Here is a 17,261-nt window from a genome sequence, read left to right as displayed (position 1 = left end):
TCTCATTCCCCCTGGTCCGGGTCGGCGGCGCGGACCTGCTCGAAGAGCTCGCGCTGGAAATCGGTGGTGAGGAACTCGTCGCGGATCGGGGCGAGCGCCTCATCGAAGGCCTGCTTGTCGACGTCCGTGAACGTCGCCCCCTCCGCTTTCGCCTCCTCGATGGCCCCCTCGGTCTCCACCGCCCACAGGTCGGTGTGCTCCGCCATGGTCCGGTCCCACTCCTCGAGGAAGAGCGCGCGGTCCTGGTCGTCCATCGCCTCGAGCAGGTCGTGGCGCATGACCATGTAGTCCAGGCCCACGAGGTGGTTGGTGCCGCTCCAATAAGGAGCGACCTCGTTGTGGTTCTGGGTGACGTAGCTGACCTCGTTGTTCTCGGCGCCGTCGAGCACACCGGACTGGATGGCGGTGTAGACCTCGCCGTAGGACAGCGGGGTGGCGGAACCGCCCATGAGCTGGATCATGCGGATGTGCATGTCGGACTCCTGGACACGGATCTTCCTGCCGGCCAGGTCGGCGGGCGTGGTAACCGGGGCGTCCTTGGTGTAGATGCTGCGGGTGCCCTGCGTGAATCCGCCGATGACCGAGATGTTGTCGCTGTCCTCCAGGCTGGTGAACAGCGGCTCCATGAGGTCCTGGTCGCGGACCACCGACATCTGGTGGTCGACCGAACTGAACGTGGTGGGCATGTTGAGCACCTGGAAATCCTTGTTCAGGTTCTCCAGCTGGGTGCCCGAGACGATCGCCATCTCGATGGCGCTGGACTTCACGAACTGCAACACCTCCTGCTGCGAGCCCAGCTGCTCGTTGGGGAAGACCTCGATGTTCCAGCGGCCGTCGGTCCGCTCCTCGAAGCGTTCCGAGAGTCCTTCGAGCGCGATGTAACTGGGGTGGCTCTCCGCCTGGTTGAGCGCGAGCTTGAGGTAGGTGGTCTTGTCGGGGGATCCGACGGTGGCCAGGTCGAGCCCGCCCAGGTCGGCGCAGGAGATCAACCCGAGGGAGAGGACGGGGGCCAATGCGGCGGCGACGAGCGGTCTGCGCCGAATGCTGGCACGGGGGCGCCTCTGGGGAGTTCTCATCATCTGCCCCGCTGTTCGACGTCCGCGGGTATGGGAATACGCGTCATAACCCAATGAAACTATCTTTGGTGTGCGGAGCGCAACTCAAGGTTCCTATAAGAGTTATGGATCACACATATGGTCCCGGCCGGCGGACCGTGGACCATGGGGAATCAGCAGCGGCCGCGTCACCCTGCGGGGGTTCCGGGAGGGGGGTGACACGAGCCGCCAATGCCCCCTCCGGATGCCCGACAGGGGCGCGGCGGGGGAACCATCGGGGCGTCGGAAAGTGTCGGCCAGGGGTTCACCACCCGGTGATGAGTTCATCCACGTAGCACCGGAGAAGGCCCGCAACGACATGTTGACCGGATAAACATATCCCCAGAATATGTCGATATTTCTCCCGAAAATCGACATATGACCAATTGAAGCCTGGTCGGCGCGGCGTTCCCGCCGCCACCGCGAGGTCGCCACGGATCCGCCCCTGCGCGACAGGCAGGTGACCGGCCTCGATGGGCGCGCCCAGGCTCGCGAGCTCAGAATCGGTCAGGTGGCCACTACGAGCAGCCCCATCATCGGCCATTCTTTCCGGAACCTGGCGAAGGAGAGCGCGTGGGGACCATACTCATGACTGTGCTTGTCGCGGATTCACACCCGCCCCGACCAGCACTTCCCGCACCACCTCCGCCAGGTGCCGCGCCGGGCGGCCGGTGCCCTGTTCAATCTGGGTGCGGCAGGAGAAACCGTCGGCGATGACCTCGCCTTCGGCAGCACGGACGCGGGGGAAGAGCTCCCGCTCCCCCAGTTCCAGGGACATTCCCGCATGGCCGGGTTCGAAGCCCCAGTTTCCCGCCAGGCCGCAACAGCCCGTGGCGATCTGCTCCTCCTCAACCCCCAGGGCACGCAGGATCGCGGCCGAGTGTTCGGGCCAGCCGAGGGAACGTTCGTGGCAGTGGACCTGCGTCAACGCCGACAAACCGGAGGCCGGGAGGTCCAACTCGGCCAGGCGCGGCGCCACGAACTCCGCCCAGGAGACGGTGGCGGCGGCCAGGCGGGCGATGTCGGGGGCGTCGGAAAGCTCGGTGACCTCGCGCTGCAGCATCACGGTGCAGGAGGGTTCGACGGCGATGACGGACAGTCCGCGGTCGAGGTAGGGGGCCATGGCTTTCGCCGTGCGGTCCAACACGCGCCGCACCATGCCGAGCTGGCCGGTGGAGTGCCAGGTCAGGCCGCAGCAGACGAACGCGCGGGGGATCTCCACGTGGTAGCCGAGGATCTCCAGGACCTCGATGGCCGCCTGCGCCGCACGCGGATCCAGACCGGCGCTGAAGGAATCGGGCCACAGGACCACCGTGTCGCCCTCCCCTGCCCGGGCCCGCAGCCGGCCCTGAACCAGCCGGATGAGCGGGCGCCCGGGATCCAGGCCCGCCAGCCGCGCGGCGCCGGGCATCCGCAGCGCGAGCGAAGCCAGCCGGGTCGCCCCGGGCACCCGGCGGATCGCGCGAGTGAGCAGCGGCAACCAGCCCATCACGTAGTGGGCGCGGGGGCGCAGGCGGGAGCGGTAGTGGTGGTGGAGGAACTCGGATTTGTAGGTGGCCATGTCCACGGTGACGGGGCATTCGGAGGCGCACGCTTTACAGGACAGGCAGAGATCCAGGGCCTCGTTGACCTCCGGGGAGGCGAAGCCGTCGAGGTGCTCGCCGCGGTGGGCCTCGGCGAGCAGTCGTGCGCGGCCGCGGGTGGAGTGGACCTCATCGTGCGTGATCTGGAAGGACGGGCACATCGCGCCGCTCATCGACCGGCAGGACCCGACGCCGACGCAGCGGTTGACGGCGCCCAACAGCGAACCGCGGTCCCTACTGAAGGCGTGCACCGGGGTCACCTCCAGCCTGCGCTGCGGCGCCCCGGGCCGCAGGCCCTCCGCGATGTCCTCGGCCCAGACCAGCACGCCGGGGTTGAAGACGCGGTCGGGATCGAAGATGAGCTTGAACTGCTCGAAGGCGTCGCGGATCGCCGGGGAGTACATCTCGCGCAGCAGCCCGGAGCGCGCGCGGCCGTCGCCGTGTTCCCCGGAGAGGCTGCCGCCGTGCCTGGTCACGAGCCGGGCGGCGTCGAGCATGAAATGACGGAAGGTCCGCAGCCCCTCCCCGCTGAAGAAGTCGAAGCTGATGCGCACGTGCACGCAGCCCTCGCCGAAATGCCCGAAGGGGATGCCGCGTAGACCGTGCGCCGCCATGAGGGCGTAGAGATCCTGCAGGTAATCGCCCAGGTTCTCCGGCGGCACGGCGGAGTCCTCCCAGCTGGGCCAGGCCTCGCCGCCGTCGGGGAGCCGGGTGACGATCCCCGCCGCGGCCTCCCGGATCCGCCACAGCACCTGCATCTCCTCCGCGTCGACCACCACCCGCTTATCGACGCCCCCGTCAACCCCCGCCGCTCGTTCCCCCACCTCCTCGGGTGTGGCGCCGGTGACCTCGCAGAAGAGCCAGCCTCCGGCGTCGTCCCCGGGCAGGTCAGGGTTGGTGCCCAGCGCCTCGACCAGGTCTCCGCCCATGCCCTCCACCGTGGCGATGCCCGGCAGGGTGCGCAGCCGCGCACCCGCCCGCGCGGCGTCGAAGACGGTGTCGAACGCGAGCACCACCAGCGCCCGCACCGGCGGGAGTTCGACCAGGCGGACGGTGACCTGTGTGATGACGCCGAGCGTCCCCTCCGAACCCGCGACCGCTTTCACCGGCTCGTCGAGCAGATGGTGCAGCCCGTACCCGGAGGACTGCCGGCTGAAGTGCCCGAGTTCGCACCCGATGACGGTGCGATGGTCTTCGGCGAGTGCGCGCAGCTGCGCATCGATCTCCGGGTCGTCGCAACCGTGCGCGTCGAGGGCGACCTCGCGGCCGTCGGCAAGCATGAGCCGCACGGCGACGAGGTTGTCCGCGGTGGTGCCCCAGGCGACGGAATGGGAGCCGCACGCGTTGTTGGCCACCATGCCGCCGATGGTGGCGCGCGAGTGCGTGGACGGGTCCGGACCGAAGGTGAGGCTGTGGGAGAGCGCGGCGGCGCGAAGATCATCGCAGATCACCCCTGGTTCCACCGTGGCGGTGCGCGCCTGCGGGTCAATGGCCAGGATGCGGTTGAAGTGGCGGGAGGTGTCGATGATCAGGCCGTCGCCGATGGCGTTACCGGCGACGGAGGTTCCGCCGCCCCGGGCGACGACCGGCCAGCCGCGCTCCCGGGCGGCCGCGAGAGCGGTGCGGATGTCCGCCACCGTGCGCGGTTCCGCCACGGCCGCGGGCACCCGCCGGAACACCGACGCATCCGAGGAATACGCCGCACGGGTCATCATGTCGGTGCGCAGGTTCATGGCGGACTCCTAACGGAACGGTACTTCACCCATCGTGCGGCGCAGCTTCCTGGTGCGCAGCCGCTCGGGATCCTCGGCCAGGGATTCGACGGCGCGGACCGCGCACATGACGTGGGCCTGCTTGGAGTTGGAGTAGAAGGCCTGCGCCTGCGCCGGCAGCTTCGGCACGGCATGCAGCGGCAGGTCGGAGACGGAGAGCAGCGCGCCGTAGGGGATGCGGTAGCGGTAACCGTTGGCCGCGAGTGCGGAGGATTCCATGTCCACGGCCGCGGCCGTCGAGCCCCGCAGCCAGTTCCACAGGTCCCGCGGGGTGTGCCACTCCCAGTTCCGGTCCGCGGTGGACAGGACGGTTCCGGTGCGCATGAGGGAATTGTCGTCGCCGTAGATCTCCTCCACGGCGGCCTCCAGCGCGATCTGCACCTCGGGGACGGCGGGGATGGGGATGTCGCGGCTGATGTGCCGGTCGAGGATGCTGTCCTGGCGCTGGTAGGCGTTGCCCAGGATGAGGTCGCCGATGCGCATGCGGCCGTCCATGCCGGCGCAGTGGCCGATCATGATCCACGCCTCGGGGCGCAGGACTGCGAGGCAGTCGGTGATGGTCTTGGCGTTGGAGGGTCCGACGCCGATGTTGATCATGGTGATGCCGTCGCCGTCGCGGGTGCACAGGTCGTAGCGCGGCATCTGGTACCGCGATCCCAGGTCGAGGTCCGCCACCGTGATCAGCGAGGCACGGTCGCGGTTGATCTGCAGCCCGTTGGGCAGGACCACGTCGGTGTAGCGCGAGCCCTCGGCGGCCAGCTCCTCCAGCCCGAACTTCACGAACTCAGCGGTGTGCATGTCGTAGTTGGTGAACAGGATGAAACGCTGGACACTGTCGACCTCGATGCCGGTGTAGTGCTCGATGCGCGCGCAGGCGATGTCGAAACGTTGCGGCCCGAAGTGGAAGAGCGGCTTCTCGACGCCGTGGAACGCCTCCCACTCCCCGTCCACGATCGCGTCGTGCACGTTGTCCAGCGTGGGGCGGGGGACCTCCGCCGCGCTGTCCCCGGCGCGGCGGGCCTCCGTGATGCCCTCGATGCCGCGGATGTACTCGGGCGGGATGCGCTCATCGGAGGGGCCGATGAAGATGTCGCAGGGGTAGTTGCCGGCCAGCCGGTGGAGCTGGTCGCGCAGGTAGTCCCGGATGAGGTGCGGCTTGGACAGGGTCGCGGAGTAGCGGCCGGCCTCGTCGACGTAGCCGAAGGGCTCCGAGCGGTCGATGGGGCGCCACTCCTTCACGTCCACGACGAGCTTCGGGTAGACGACGTCGCAGTACTCGTCGTAGGTGCCCTTGTCCAGGATCGTCCGGGCGAGTGCGGTGGCGTTGTCGTACAGCTTGACGAGCCCGTCGACGGCCTCGTCGACGTCGAAAACCTGGGTGAGATCGGTGTCAGTCACAGTCAGCGTCCTCCTTCGGCCCCAGGTTAGTGGCTGGACTGCCGCGGTGCCGGGGAAAACCACTGGTGGGAGAAAGACGGCTGCGCCCATACCCCCTGCAGGTATAGGCTTCGTGGCACGGTTCCACCAGCCGTATAAACCGAATCTGCAGTTCGACCCAGAGAGGACTCCCCATGAAGCGCACCACCGCACTCTCCGCACTGGCCCTGACCTCCGCCCTGGCCCTGGCCTCCTGCACGGACGCCGCCGAGGACACAGCCACCGGGACGACAACGGCCACCACGACGGAAACCGCCGTTGAGACCACCTCTGCCGAGGAGACGAGCAGCACCGGCGCCTCCGCGGACCCGGACGTCTCAGCCGGGCACAACGACGCCGACGTGACGTTCGCCGACATGATGATCCCCCACCACCGGCAGGCGGTCGACATGAGCGAGACCCTCCTGGCCAAGGACGGGATCACGCCGGAGGTCGCCGACTTCGCCCGGAAGGTGATCGACGCCCAGGGTCCCGAGATCGACCGGATGAACGCCATGCTTGAGGCCTGGGGCCAGAACCCGGTGACCCGCGCCGGGGAGATGGCCGGCCACGGGAACATGCGCGGGATGATGAGTGAGGAGGACATGGCCGCACTCGACGCCGCCGAGGGCACGGAGGCCTCCCGGCTCTACCTGGAGCAGATGATCCGGCACCACGAGGGCGCGGTCGACATGGCCCGCGACGAGGTCAACGACGGTCAGAACCCGGAGGCGGTTGCACTGGCCGAGGACATCATCGACGCCCAGGAGTCCGAGATCGCCGAGATGGAGCAGCTGCTCCAGAACCTGTAGCCCCAGCGCGAGCTCGGGGACGAGGAGGACACCGTGATGCAGGGACCTGGCCCCCAGTCGACGATGGGAGGGGTCGGATGGTGGCCGCTGTTGGCCGTCGCCGTGGCCCTCCTCCTGGCCGGGCTGATACTGGCCCAGCGCGGGAGACGGAAACCAGCTGCCGGAGAGGACACCCCCTCCGGGACCCTCAGCCGAAGGCGGTTGCTGTGGTGGACGGTTGTCGGGGCAGGCCTGGCCGCCGTCGGCGCGGCTGGTCTGTGGTCCTCGCGGAACGCGGGCACCCCGGGGACGCCGACGGCCGGCCCTGGGGCTGGCAGGGGAGCCGGAGCCGCCGGCTCACCGGAGGTTCTCTCCAGCGCGCGGGGCCGGCTCGAGGTGGATCTGCGCTCCGCCCCGACGTCCCTGCGGGTGGGTGGCCGCCAGGCCACGGTGTGGGCCTACAACGGCTCCCTCCCCGGCCCGACCCTGAGTGTGAAACCCGGCGACACCCTCCGGGTCAGGATGGCCAACGGGTTGGATGACCCGACCAACCTGCACGTCCACGGTCTGCACGTCTCCCCGGAGGGCAACGGGGACAACCCCTTCATCACCATCAACCCGGGCGATGACTTCGATTACGAGTTCCACGTTCCGGAGGATCACCCGCCGGGCACCTACTGGTACCACCCGCACCATCACGGCCACGTCGCGGAGCAGCTGGCTGTCGGCCTCTACGGGGCGATCATCGTGGAGGACCCGGCGGAGCTGCCGGTCACCCGCGAACGGGTGCTGGTGATCTCCGATCTGTCGCTGGACGCCCGGGGCAACGTGGCCGGGGTCAGCCCCATGGAGCAGATGATGGGACGCGAGGGGGAGATGGTGCTGGTCAACGGCCAGATCAGCCCGACGTTCAGTGCCGCCCCCGGGGAACGGGAGCGGTGGCGGATCATCAACGCCTGCCCCTCCCGGTACCTGAAGCTGAGCCTGGACGGGCAGCCGTTGAGTCTGCTGGCCCGGGACCTGGGGCGGCTGTCCGAGCCGGTGGAGATCACCGACGTCGACCTGGCGCCGGGCAACCGGGTGGAGCTGCTGGTGGAGACCCGGGCGGGCGCCGCCACACTGGTCACCGAGCCCGTCGACCGCGGAAACATGCCGGGCATGATGGGCCAGCTTTCCCGCGGCTCGGGTCCCGTGGCTCTGCTGCGCCTGGAGGTCACCGGTGACGAGGCCTCCCCGCTGGCGGCCTTTCCTGCCGGACCGGCGCTGCGGGACCTGCGCGATGGGCCGGTCTCGAACAGGCGCACCCTGGACTTCGGCATGGGCGGCATGGGTGGCATGGGGGGCGGCGGAGGAATGGGGCGGATGTCCGGCGGGATGATGAGCTTCACCATCAACGGACGGGAATTCGACGCCGGACGCACGGACTCCCCCGTCGCAGCCGGCGCCGTCGAGGAATGGACCCTGCGCAACTCCAGTCCGATGGACCACCCCGTGCACCTGCACGTGTGGCCGATGCAGGTGGTCGATGGCGGCCCCGGCGACCTGGCCGACCCCCTGTGGCTCGACGTGGTCAATGTTCCCGCCTTCGGTCAGGTGACCGTCCGGATCCCCTTCGAGGACTTCACCGGCCGCACCGTGTACCACTGCCACATCCTCGACCACGAGGACCTGGGCATGATGGGCACTGTGGAGGTCCGCTGAATCGGTGTCAGGCCGACCCTCAGGCCAGGGTGGCGAGCACGTCGTTACACGCCTTCTCGCAGCGGCGGCAGGCCTGCGCACAGACGCGGCAGTGCTCGTGCATCTCCGCGTGGCGTTCGCATTCCTCGGCGCACGCCCGGCAGGCATCCCGGCAGGCCTCGAGGAGTGAGCGGGTGAGTGCGTCATTCGTGCCCGTGCGGCGGGTGAGCACCCGGCCGGTGGCCGCGCAGACGTCGGCACAGTTGAGGTTGGTGGTGATGCATGCGGTCAATTCGGCGACCATGTCCTCGGCAAGACAGGCGTCCGCGCAGGCGGTGCAGGTCTGGGCGCATTCGAAGCAGGCCTCGATGCATTCGGCGAGTTTGTCCCGGTCGATGTTTCCGAGGTCCTTCGGGTAGGTGTCCAGTATGGCGCTCACGTGATGGGTCATGGCGTACTCCGTTCTCGGTTCGGCTTCAGCGACAGGCCGGCCGGGCGACCGACCCTCACGCACCAACCTATCGACGCACTCCCCCGCCGCGGAAGACCGTTCCGCCCTTTAGCGGGTAACAGGTTGATCAAAGCGGAGGACCCGGGGCTGGAGTGGAGCCCCGGGTCATCGTGAGTCTGGTGAAGAGGTGTCTCGGAGTGTGGTGTGTTCGACCTCCTGGGAGTGGGACGGAGCCCGGCTGACCGACCGGGGATGGGGCGGGTGGATGACCCGCACACTCCACATATTTTAGGCAAGCCTTACCTAAAATCAAGACCCTGGCCGAAATTAATCCACCCCGCTTCAGATCCGATCGCTGAGGGTGCAGTGCCGCTCCGCCAGGTCGCGGCACACCCCACGGTTGAGCGCGAAAGCCTCGTTCGCGGAGGACGCCAGCCAGGAGACGTCAACCTCGCCCAGCGCGAGCGAATCGAGCTGGCGCCGGTACTCCGCGCGGCAGATGCCCGGGTCGCCGGCCTCCCGGAAATCGTAGAAGTGGAGTCCGGCCGCGCCGACGCGGTAGCGCTCGCGCAGGACCCGCGCCAGGAGCTGACCACCTGAGAGATCGCCCAGGTAGCGGACATAGTGGTGCGCGATAAGGCCGGTCACGTCACCGACCTCGGCGAGGCCCGCCAGGCGATCCACGTAGGCGGCAGCGCCCGGCCCCGGAAGGATGCATGAACGCCACTGCGGACCGATAAGATCTGCCAGATCCCGCTCCAGGGCGCCCACCCGCTCCAACCGGGGATCGGCCACCACCGCGAGTCGCGGATCTGCCGAATGTTCGCGGACGGCAACCTCCAGCGCGCTGTAGACGAACCAGAGCTGGGCGGCGTAGTCGGCGACCGCCGCGCGATTGAGCGAACCGGAAACGAGCCGGGACAGGAAGGGGGACTTCTCGACGTCGCCGTGTGCCGCAGCGGTACATTCACGCAGCACAAGAGACAGTGGCCGTGCCGGAGCAGCGAGCATGGGTGGACCTCTCCTTCGAATTGAATTTCACCTAAGGTAACCCTTACCTATGTTTTTCACACCATAGTCGCGCGCGGCCCTCCAGAACACCCCCTGCCCCGAAATTTCCCCGGGCCCCGAAAAATCACCCACCACCTGCCCGAACAACGATTGCGTACCAAATACTCCGGGACCATGTACAATGCCCCAACCCGGGCCTACCGTGGATACATGAGACACCATACGAAGTTCCGCAACGTCCGCACCGCCGCCGCCCTGATCTTCGTGGGCGCGCTCACCCTCTCTGCCTGCACCGAGAACTCTGACAACGGGGCCGATCCCCCGACGCAGACGACCACGACAGCCACAGCGACGTCGCCGGCGACCACCACGACCGGGACCGTGACCGCCACGCCGTCGACGTCTCCGACCGGAAACTCCCCCGGAACCACCTCCAGCTCCCCGACCAGCACCCCGCCTGCCACTCGGCCGCTCGGCTCGCCCGACAACGCCGCGAAAAGCCAGGATCCCTCAGGCATGGCGCAGCTGGACGTGACCAACGTGCGGGTAGGTCGCCATCCCGACTTCGACCGCGTGGTCCTCGATCTGACCGGCGAGGGGACCCCGGGCTGGAGGGCGGACTTCAACACCGATCCCCGGCAGGACGGCTCCGGCTTCCCCGTGGAGTACGAGGGTGCCACCAGCATCGACCTGTGGGTCACCGGCCTGGCCATGCCTGAACCCGTGGACGGCGAATACCACGTCATCGGCACCGTGCCCGGGGCCGGCGGCGTGGTGACCGAAGTCGTCTCCGGAGGCTGGTTCGAGGGCCAGACCCAGTTCGTGATCGGCCTGACCGGGGAGCGCCCCTACTCGATCCAGATGATCGACAACCCGAAGCGGCTGGTGGTGGACATCCTCCACGAACCCGGCGCGGCCCCGGAGGTGAATGCGCTGGGAAGCCCCAACCTCCAGGACAAGACGCAGGATTCCGGGCCGCCGCACCGCCGGGCGGTCACGAACGTGCGCATCGGCGCCCACGACGGCTTCGACCGCGTCGTCTTCGACACCGTCGGCGAGGGCACTGTCGGCTGGTACACCTCCTACACCACCGATCCGATCATGCCCGAGTTCGGCGAGCCGGTGGATTACGAGGGCGCCATTGCCCTGGACGTGAACCTGACCGGCGTCTACCTGCCCTCCGAGATCGGCGAGGCCTACCCTCCGATCGGCACCACACCGGGAGCCGGCGGCGTCGTCGTCGAGGTCGTGGAGTCCCTCAGCTACCACCAGCAGAGTCAGTTCATCATCGGCCTGACGGAGAAGCTCCCCTACTCGATACAGATCCTGGAGAATCCGCAGCGGGTGGTGGTGGACATCCTCCACGAGTAGCCGGCGGCTACGGGGCCGGCGTGGCGGGCGAGCGCTCGGCGCCCAGGCGGGCGTCGATACGCAGCAGACCGGCGCCGTCATCCCCGACCAGTTGAAGCTGGTCGATGATACCGGAGACGGTGTCCTCCTCCTCGATCTGCTCGTTGAGGAACCAGTTGACCAGGGTGCGGCTGTCGAAGTCCTGCACCTCATCGGCGACGCGGGCGAGGTTGCGGATCATCTCGGAGACCTTCCGCTCGTGCTCGAGGGCGAGGCTGAAGACGTCGAGGGGGCTGTTGACGTTCAGCGCGGGGTTCTCGATCTGCCCCAGCTGCACGCGGCCGCCGCGGGCGAGGATGTGGTCGGCGATCTTGCCGGCGTGCACGCGTTCCTCGTCGGCCTGCGCGGCCATCCACGTGCTCATACCGGTGAAGCTGAGGTGGTCGAGGTCGTAGGAGAGCTGGGTGTAGATCAGCGCGGCCTGATGCTCGGCAGTGACCTGCTTGTTCAGGGTGTCCAGGAGTTTCTCGGGGATCTTCATCACTCCATGCTAGGCAAGGTTGTGGAGCCTGTCACTAGGGTGGGGCCATGTCCAATCACTACCTCGCCGAACTCCAGCAGGACATCTCCGGGAAACTACACCGGCTGCTGCCGACGAGGGAGGCGGACGTGGAGAAGCCGCCGCGCCAGGCCACCAAACCGGATCTCCCCCTCACCGCCCGCCTGCCCCCGCGCGGCCACATCGAGGACGACTGGCGGGCCCGGCCCACCGCGCAACGCCCGTGGCCGGTGGTGCTCATCCACGGCACCGGCGACACCAACGGAGTCTGGCAGCAACTGGCCCTCGACCTGCGGGAGGACGGGTGGGCGGTGTTCGTCCCGGAGTTCGGCAACCGCTGCACCGCCGGGGTCGAGGAGTCCGCGGAACAGGTCGGCGCCTACATCGGCGCGGTCCTGACCGTCACCGGGGCGGAGCAGGTGGTCCTCGTGGGCCATTCCCAGGGCGGCGTGCTCGCCCGCTACTGGATGCGGCTTCTCGACGGCGCACCCAAAGTCCGCCACCTCGTCAGCCTCGGCGTCCCCCACAACGGCACTACGATGGGCGGGATGCTGTCGTCGATCACCACCACCAAGATGGGTGAATCGATGATGACCTCCATCATCCAGTCCTGGTTCGGGCCCTCCGGGTTCCAGCTGATCACCGGCCATCCTCTTCTCGACGAACTCAACGCCGGAGGCCCCCTCGAACCCGGTGTCGGCTACACGAACATCGCCACCAGGAACGACACCATCATCCAGCCCACGGAGACCAGCTTCCTCGACTCCGAAGACCCGGACGCGGACATCACCAACATCCTGCTCCAGGACCTCGAACCCAAGGCCCTGGTCCTGCACACGGAGCTGCCCGGCGACGCCCGCATCCGGCAGCTGGTGCGGGAGGCGCTGGACGCGATCGCGGTCTAGAGCGAGAATCTAGAGCGAGAGGGCGTCGAGAAGCGCGTCGAACGCCGGCGCCACCGGGGTACGCCACAGCACGTCCACCCGGTGGTCGGCGCGGCCGGGACCACCGTTGATCACCGAAACCGCCTTGCCCTGGCGCTGGGCATCGAGCACGAAGCGGTAGCCGCTCATCACCGCGAGCGAGGACCCCACGACCAGCAACGACGCCGCCCCGTCGAGCATGCGGGCAGCATCCTGCTTGCGGTGCTGCGGGACCGGCTCACCGAAATACACCACGTCCGGCTTGAGCCGGCGCGACCCGCAGCGGACACAACCGACCATGTTGAACCGGTCCACCGCCTCCTGCGGCAGGGTCACGTCGCCGTCCGGGTTGACCATCGCCGGATCCAGGGAGATGGACGCCAGGTAGCCCGGATTGGCGGCCTCGAGGCGTTCGTCGAAGATCGCGCGGTCCTCCCGCCGGCCGCAGTCCAGGCACATGACCGTGTCCAGGTCACCGTGCAGGTGCAGGAGATTCCCCGAACCGGCGGCACGGTGCAGGCCGTCCACGTTCTGCGTGACCAGACCGCGCAGCAACCCGGCGCGTTCCAGTTCCACCAGGGCGAAGTGGGTGCGGTTCGGCTCGGCCACGTACATCTGCCGCCAGCCCACGAAAGACCGGGCCCAATAGCGTTGCGACGCCGCCGGATCGTGCCTGAACTCCTGGTACGTCATCGGCCGGTGCCTGCTCAGCGACCCGCGCGGCCCCCGGTAGTCGGGGATCCCGGAGTCCGTGGACACGCCCGCGCCGGTGAGCACCAGGGAGGGGCCCCGGCCGAGCTGGCCAACGATACGCTCCAGCGCCTCCGCCGGCGGGGTGGGCGCGGCTTTCTCCTCCACCACCCGGGCAATCGACCGTAGGGCCGCGCGGTGGGAGTCGTTGACGGCGGGGTCGGCGAAGCTCACGCGGGCAAGTTTACGTGGGACTCCGCCGGCGGGACAGAGCCCCCGGTCGCACGATTGTTCGTGGCGGTGGCGCCGGGCCACCGGGCCTGGGTATGGTTCTGCCGGCCGCACAACTCGCTGCGGCAACTGAATTTCTTCCGAGGGGTTTGTAGAAGTGCTCTCCAGAAAACTGATTTCCCTGCTCACTGCCGTCGCCGTGAGCGGCGGCCTCCTGGCTGCGCCCGCCACGGCAGAAACGACCTCTCAAGTGGTCGAGCAGACTGATGCAGACAAACACCCGGTGGCCTACAACGGGATCTACGTGATGCACGGCGAGACCGCCACCTCCACTCCCGTGGAGGGGACCGATCTTCCGGCCGGCACTGTCGTCACACTCGAAGAGGGCGCCGCCGTGGAGTCGCTGCGCGCAGAGGGCTGGGACATCTCCCTCACCGACAACGTCCTGTCCGTGACCCCGCCGGTGACCGTGGACGGCAACTTCGAGATTCCGCTGCTAGTCACCTATCCGGACGCCTCCACGGAGACCGTGACCGTGAAGGTCGGGGTGGACTATTACGTGGATATTCCCGGCTGGGTCATGTTGAGCGCCAGACTGCTGGGCTCGTCTGAGCCGCTGTGGGGCCCGCATTTCTCTCCTTTCGGGCAGTCCTCGGCCGCCAAGGCCCTGGATGAGTCCTCCCGTCTGGAGTAGTTGGCATCCGGGCCCGCACCACCCGGGCCAAAGGGCGCGACCTCAACTACGCAATCCCGCTTCCATGTCCTCTTCTTTACACATGAAACCGAGATCGCGCCGTTGAGGTCGCGCCCTTTAGCACTCCCTAGTTGAATAACATTCCCACCAGGCAAACCTCCCGGAACGTACCTACGCTGGACGGTATCGGCACCCGCCCGGGTGCCCCGCACCAACCCGAAGGAGCACCACCTCATGAAGGCTGTCGTCCACACCGGCTACCACACATTCCCCTCGCTCAAGGAGGTGGACAAGCCCACCCCCGGCCCCGGTGAGGTTCTGCTCAAGGTCGCCGGCGCCGGCGCCTGCCACTCCGACGTGGCCATCTTCCACGAGTTCGACGAGGGCCTGAACCCGCAGATGGACCCCGAGTTCGTCCTCGGCCACGAGAACTCCGGCTGGATCGAGGAGCTCGGCCCGGGTGTCGAAGGTTTCGAGATCGGCTCCGCCCACCTGGTCTACGGCCCCGTGGGCTGCGGCCGCTGCCGCGCCTGCACCCGCGGCCAGGACACCTACTGCGAGAACGCCGCGGAGATGCCCTACGCCGGCATCGGACTGGGCCGGGACGGCGGCATGGCCGAGTACCTCGTCGTCCCCGCCCGTAACCTGGTGCCGCTGGGCGACGCCGATCCGATCGACGCCGCCCCGCTGGCCGACGCCGCGCTGACCCCCTACCACGCCATCAAGCTCGCTCTGCCGAAGCTCAACGGCGGCGGTAAGTCCGTCCTGGTCATCGGCCTGGGCGGTCTGGGCATGATCGGCGTGCAGATCCTCAAGGCGCTGACCGGCGCCACCATCATCGCCACCGACATGAAGGAGGAGGCGATGGCGGAGGCCGAGAAGCTCGGCGCCGTCACCGTGCCGGGCGGCGAGGGCCAGGTCGAGCGCATCCGCGAGGCCACCGGCGGCAAGGGCGCCGACGTCGTCCTCGACTTCGTCGGCGTGGGCGCAACCGTCAAGACCGCCATGCAGTCCGTGGCACGTCAGGGCCGCGTGAGCATCGTGGGCATCGGCAACCTCTCCCCCTACGAGTGGGCCTTCCTGACCACCCCGTACGAGGCCGAACTGGTCAACACCTACTGGGGCACCGTCGAGGAGCTCCACGAGGTCGTCGACATGTACAAGGCCGGCCAGATCGTCCCGCAGGTCACCCGTTACTCCCTGGACGACGCCCTCGAGGCGTACCAGGCGCTGGTCGACGGCAAGATCGCCGGCCGGGCCGTCATCGTGCCGCACCAGTAGGCGACCGCTTATCGACGCCCCGCCTCCCCCACCTTCACAGGCCGGGGAGGCGGGGCTGTCCGTCCTCACCCAGAACCAGCGAGAACGCGTCGTTGACGATGTGTTCCCGCAGGTAATCCCTCATGTAGGGAAGTTCGAAATCAACGTAACCGGTTTTCACCGGAAGGATCATCTCGGCCTCCATCAGTCGGCGCCGGTACTGGTTGGCATACTGGGGGCTGACGCTGAGCCTTTCAGCGATCTCAGCGGTTCGTGAGGGTCCGTCGTCTCTGGCCATGGCCGCAAGGTAGGTCCGATCAACATCAGAGAGATCCGCCAGGGCCGGTTCATGCACCAGCTGACCGAGTTTGCGCTGCGCCTTGGCTATTCCGCGCTCAGCTGCGTCGGCCTCAATCACATCACCCTGGGCGTAGTGGAAGGACCATTGCCCCACCAGCTGGATCATGAAGGGATAGCCCCCACAGGCGGCCACCGCCGCGCCACAGGCTTGCGGATCCCACGACCGCCCGGCCGCTTCCACCGGTTTCACCAGGCCAGTCTCTACATCCTCATCTGACACAGCTCCAAGTTCCACCCGGTTCGCCCGGCGGAGAAACGTGACCGGATTCTGGGCCTCTTTACTGGCCAGAAGAGGCTTGACAGCCGCAGGGATCCCCGCCATCGCAACCGCGATGTCGGCGTTTTCTCGTACCAGATGCTGGATCACCGTGCCGAAATCAATCACCTCATCACTGACCGAATAGTGGAGTTCATCGATGGTGATGAGCAGCCCCACAGGCGCCTGTCCCAGGCGTTCATCCAGCTGATGCTGGAGATAGAGAAACTCCGTCAACACGTCACGCAGCGTCGTGTCAGGATGGTGGGTTTCCCCATCCTCCCAGTTCAGGGCATACCCGGCCAGTGTGAATGAACTCAACTTCTGTCGAGTCTCCCGGAGATGGCCGACCATGCGCCGATAAGCGGTGTCACGGATGCGGTTGACGAAGCCAGGTGTCGCGGTTTCACTGATCACCCACCAGGACCGTTCTTCCGCCGTGTCCTCCAGCGCATTGAGCAGGACCGTCTTGCCTATCCCCCGAGTCCCCGTGACAAGAGTGACCCGTTCATGAAAACCCGGTCCTTCGTCGAGCGCGAGAGCAAAATCCTCGATGACTTCAGAACGTCCGACGAGCACAGGCGGGGTGGCACCCAGCGAGGCACGGAACGGGTTCTTCTTTCGGTTCATGGCACCGATCCTAGCTGGGCGGCAATTATAAAGTTTTATATTTTTTATATTCTTTTTTAAAACCCTGTGAAATGGTTGTTTCTCTTCTTCCGCTCTTCCCGGAAGGGCGGGTTCCCTCCATCGACATCGGCCGGTGTGGGGTCGTGCCCCGTCTGTTCCTCCCGCCCTATGGCCGCTTCCCATGGCGGGACGGTGGGCACCGGGCGCTACGCTGGCAGGGCGCAGGTACGGCAGGGCGACACGAGCGCCGAGAATCACACCAACGTCGTCGTTCACGACGTCGATACGCCCGCCGGTGACGGCGGCGAACTCGGCGAGGGCGGCGTCCCAGGATGAAGCGCCGCGGACGTCGATGAGCCCGGCGTGGACGTCAGGCGACCAGGTGACGGGATTGATGTCGTAGGCGCCGACGGTCCAGCCCGCGGCGAGGAATTTCTCGGCGACGGCTCGGCCGATGCCGCCGGCTGCGCCCGTGATGAAGATGGATGGCATGCCCTCCGAGCATAGATC

At 67.6% G+C, this 17,261-nt stretch carries 14 protein-coding genes; 6 read left to right on the top strand and 8 right to left on the bottom strand.

Annotation, left to right across the window (positions count from 1 at the left end):
- Nucleotides 1–2 precede the first annotated feature (2 nt).
- The 3 genes from B840_RS00510 to amn form a co-directional block, all read right to left on the bottom strand.
- Entirely contained in the window at nt 3–1,043 is a 1,041-nt protein-coding gene (locus B840_RS00510; RefSeq protein WP_042622397.1) for a TRAP transporter substrate-binding protein, read from the bottom strand.
- 637 nt (nt 1,044–1,680) lie between these two features.
- Nucleotides 1,681–4,410: an FAD-binding and (Fe-S)-binding domain-containing protein gene (locus tag B840_RS00505; RefSeq protein WP_042620498.1), complete on the bottom strand. Its 2,730-nt coding sequence runs from the start codon at nt 4,408–4,410 to the stop codon at nt 1,681–1,683.
- Nucleotides 4,411–4,419: 9 nt separating this feature from the next.
- Nucleotides 4,420–5,847: an AMP nucleosidase gene (amn, locus tag B840_RS00500; RefSeq protein ID WP_042620497.1), complete on the bottom strand. Its 1,428-nt coding sequence runs from the start codon at nt 5,845–5,847 to the stop codon at nt 4,420–4,422.
- Between the two features lie 173 nt (nt 5,848–6,020).
- Here amn and B840_RS00495 point away from each other — a divergent pair, with 173 nt between their 5' ends.
- Both B840_RS00495 and B840_RS00490 read left to right on the top strand, forming a co-directional pair.
- Nucleotides 6,021–6,677, top strand: coding sequence for a DUF305 domain-containing protein (locus B840_RS00495; protein ID WP_042620496.1), 657 nt, complete (start codon nt 6,021–6,023; stop codon nt 6,675–6,677).
- A gap of 36 nt (nt 6,678–6,713) precedes the next feature.
- The gene (locus B840_RS00490) at nt 6,714–8,357 is read left to right on the top strand and encodes a multicopper oxidase family protein (RefSeq protein ID WP_229676568.1); all 1,644 of its coding nucleotides are present in this window, start codon (nt 6,714–6,716) and stop codon (nt 8,355–8,357) included.
- A gap of 19 nt (nt 8,358–8,376) precedes the next feature.
- Here the strand turns inward: B840_RS00490 and B840_RS00485 are convergent, their stop codons facing one another.
- Together B840_RS00485 and B840_RS00480 are read right to left on the bottom strand one after the other, a co-directional pair.
- Entirely contained in the window at nt 8,377–8,787 is a 411-nt protein-coding gene (locus tag B840_RS00485) for a four-helix bundle copper-binding protein (RefSeq protein ID WP_042620495.1), read from the bottom strand.
- Nucleotides 8,788–9,129: 342 nt separating this feature from the next.
- Nucleotides 9,130–9,798: a biliverdin-producing heme oxygenase gene (locus tag B840_RS00480; protein WP_042620494.1), complete on the bottom strand. Its 669-nt coding sequence runs from the start codon at nt 9,796–9,798 to the stop codon at nt 9,130–9,132.
- Nucleotides 9,799–10,008: 210 nt separating this feature from the next.
- On the opposite strand from B840_RS00480, the gene B840_RS12795 reads away from it, so the two are divergent.
- A complete protein-coding gene (locus B840_RS12795) occupies nt 10,009–11,169 on the top strand; it encodes an AMIN domain-containing protein (protein WP_156971802.1) in 1,161 nt (386 codons plus the stop codon).
- Between the two features lie 7 nt (nt 11,170–11,176).
- On the opposite strand, the gene B840_RS00465 is transcribed toward B840_RS12795, so the two are convergent.
- On the bottom strand, nt 11,177–11,689 hold the full coding sequence (locus B840_RS00465; RefSeq protein WP_042620492.1) for a ferritin: 513 nt from the start codon (nt 11,687–11,689) through the stop codon (nt 11,177–11,179).
- 47 nt (nt 11,690–11,736) lie between these two features.
- Between B840_RS00465 and B840_RS00460 the strand changes: the two genes are divergently transcribed.
- Nucleotides 11,737–12,612, top strand: a complete 876-nt coding sequence (locus B840_RS00460) for a lipase family alpha/beta hydrolase (protein WP_042620491.1) — start codon at nt 11,737–11,739, stop codon at nt 12,610–12,612.
- Nucleotides 12,613–12,621: 9 nt separating this feature from the next.
- Here the strand turns inward: B840_RS00460 and B840_RS00455 are convergent, their stop codons facing one another.
- Entirely contained in the window at nt 12,622–13,554 is a 933-nt protein-coding gene (locus B840_RS00455) for a Sir2 family NAD-dependent protein deacetylase (RefSeq protein ID WP_042620490.1), read from the bottom strand.
- Nucleotides 13,555–13,708: 154 nt separating this feature from the next.
- Here B840_RS00455 and B840_RS00450 point away from each other — a divergent pair, with 154 nt between their 5' ends.
- Both B840_RS00450 and B840_RS00445 read left to right on the top strand, forming a co-directional pair.
- Nucleotides 13,709–14,245 (top strand): Rib/alpha-like domain-containing protein, encoded by a 537-nt coding sequence (locus B840_RS00450; protein ID WP_156971801.1) that lies wholly within the window; start codon nt 13,709–13,711, stop codon nt 14,243–14,245.
- Nucleotides 14,246–14,479: 234 nt separating this feature from the next.
- Nucleotides 14,480–15,526, top strand: a complete 1,047-nt coding sequence (locus B840_RS00445) for an NAD(P)-dependent alcohol dehydrogenase (protein WP_042620488.1) — start codon at nt 14,480–14,482, stop codon at nt 15,524–15,526.
- A gap of 34 nt (nt 15,527–15,560) precedes the next feature.
- Here B840_RS00445 and B840_RS00440 read toward each other — a convergent pair whose 3' ends face one another.
- A complete protein-coding gene (locus B840_RS00440; RefSeq protein ID WP_169745285.1) occupies nt 15,561–16,751 on the bottom strand; it encodes an ATP-binding protein in 1,191 nt (396 codons plus the stop codon).
- Between the last annotated feature and the right edge of the window lie 510 nt (nt 16,752–17,261).

It is taken from the genome of Corynebacterium marinum DSM 44953 (assembly GCF_000835165.1).
GTDB classification, from domain to species: Bacteria; Actinomycetota; Actinomycetes; order Mycobacteriales; family Mycobacteriaceae; genus Corynebacterium; species Corynebacterium marinum.
The sequence above is the reverse complement of the archived record's forward strand: the minus strand, read 5'-3'. Positions and strand labels throughout refer to the sequence as shown.

Coding starts and splice junctions, on each gene's coding strand:
- B840_RS00460 (WP_042620491.1), top strand. CDS start 11,737: ATGTCCAATCACTACCTCGCCGAACTCCAGCAGGACATCTCCGGGAAA.
- B840_RS00440 (WP_169745285.1), bottom strand. CDS start 16,751: ATGAACCGAAAGAAGAACCCGTTCCGTGCCTCGCTGGGTGCCACCCCG.
- B840_RS12795 (WP_156971802.1), top strand. CDS start 10,009: ATGAGACACCATACGAAGTTCCGCAACGTCCGCACCGCCGCCGCCCTG.
- B840_RS00490 (WP_229676568.1), top strand. CDS start 6,714: ATGCAGGGACCTGGCCCCCAGTCGACGATGGGAGGGGTCGGATGGTGG.
- B840_RS00480 (WP_042620494.1), bottom strand. CDS start 9,798: ATGCTCGCTGCTCCGGCACGGCCACTGTCTCTTGTGCTGCGTGAATGT.
- B840_RS00465 (WP_042620492.1), bottom strand. CDS start 11,689: ATGAAGATCCCCGAGAAACTCCTGGACACCCTGAACAAGCAGGTCACT.
- B840_RS00445 (WP_042620488.1), top strand. CDS start 14,480: ATGAAGGCTGTCGTCCACACCGGCTACCACACATTCCCCTCGCTCAAG.
- B840_RS00505 (WP_042620498.1), bottom strand. CDS start 4,410: ATGAACCTGCGCACCGACATGATGACCCGTGCGGCGTATTCCTCGGAT.
- B840_RS00495 (WP_042620496.1), top strand. CDS start 6,021: ATGAAGCGCACCACCGCACTCTCCGCACTGGCCCTGACCTCCGCCCTG.
- B840_RS00485 (WP_042620495.1), bottom strand. CDS start 8,787: ATGACCCATCACGTGAGCGCCATACTGGACACCTACCCGAAGGACCTC.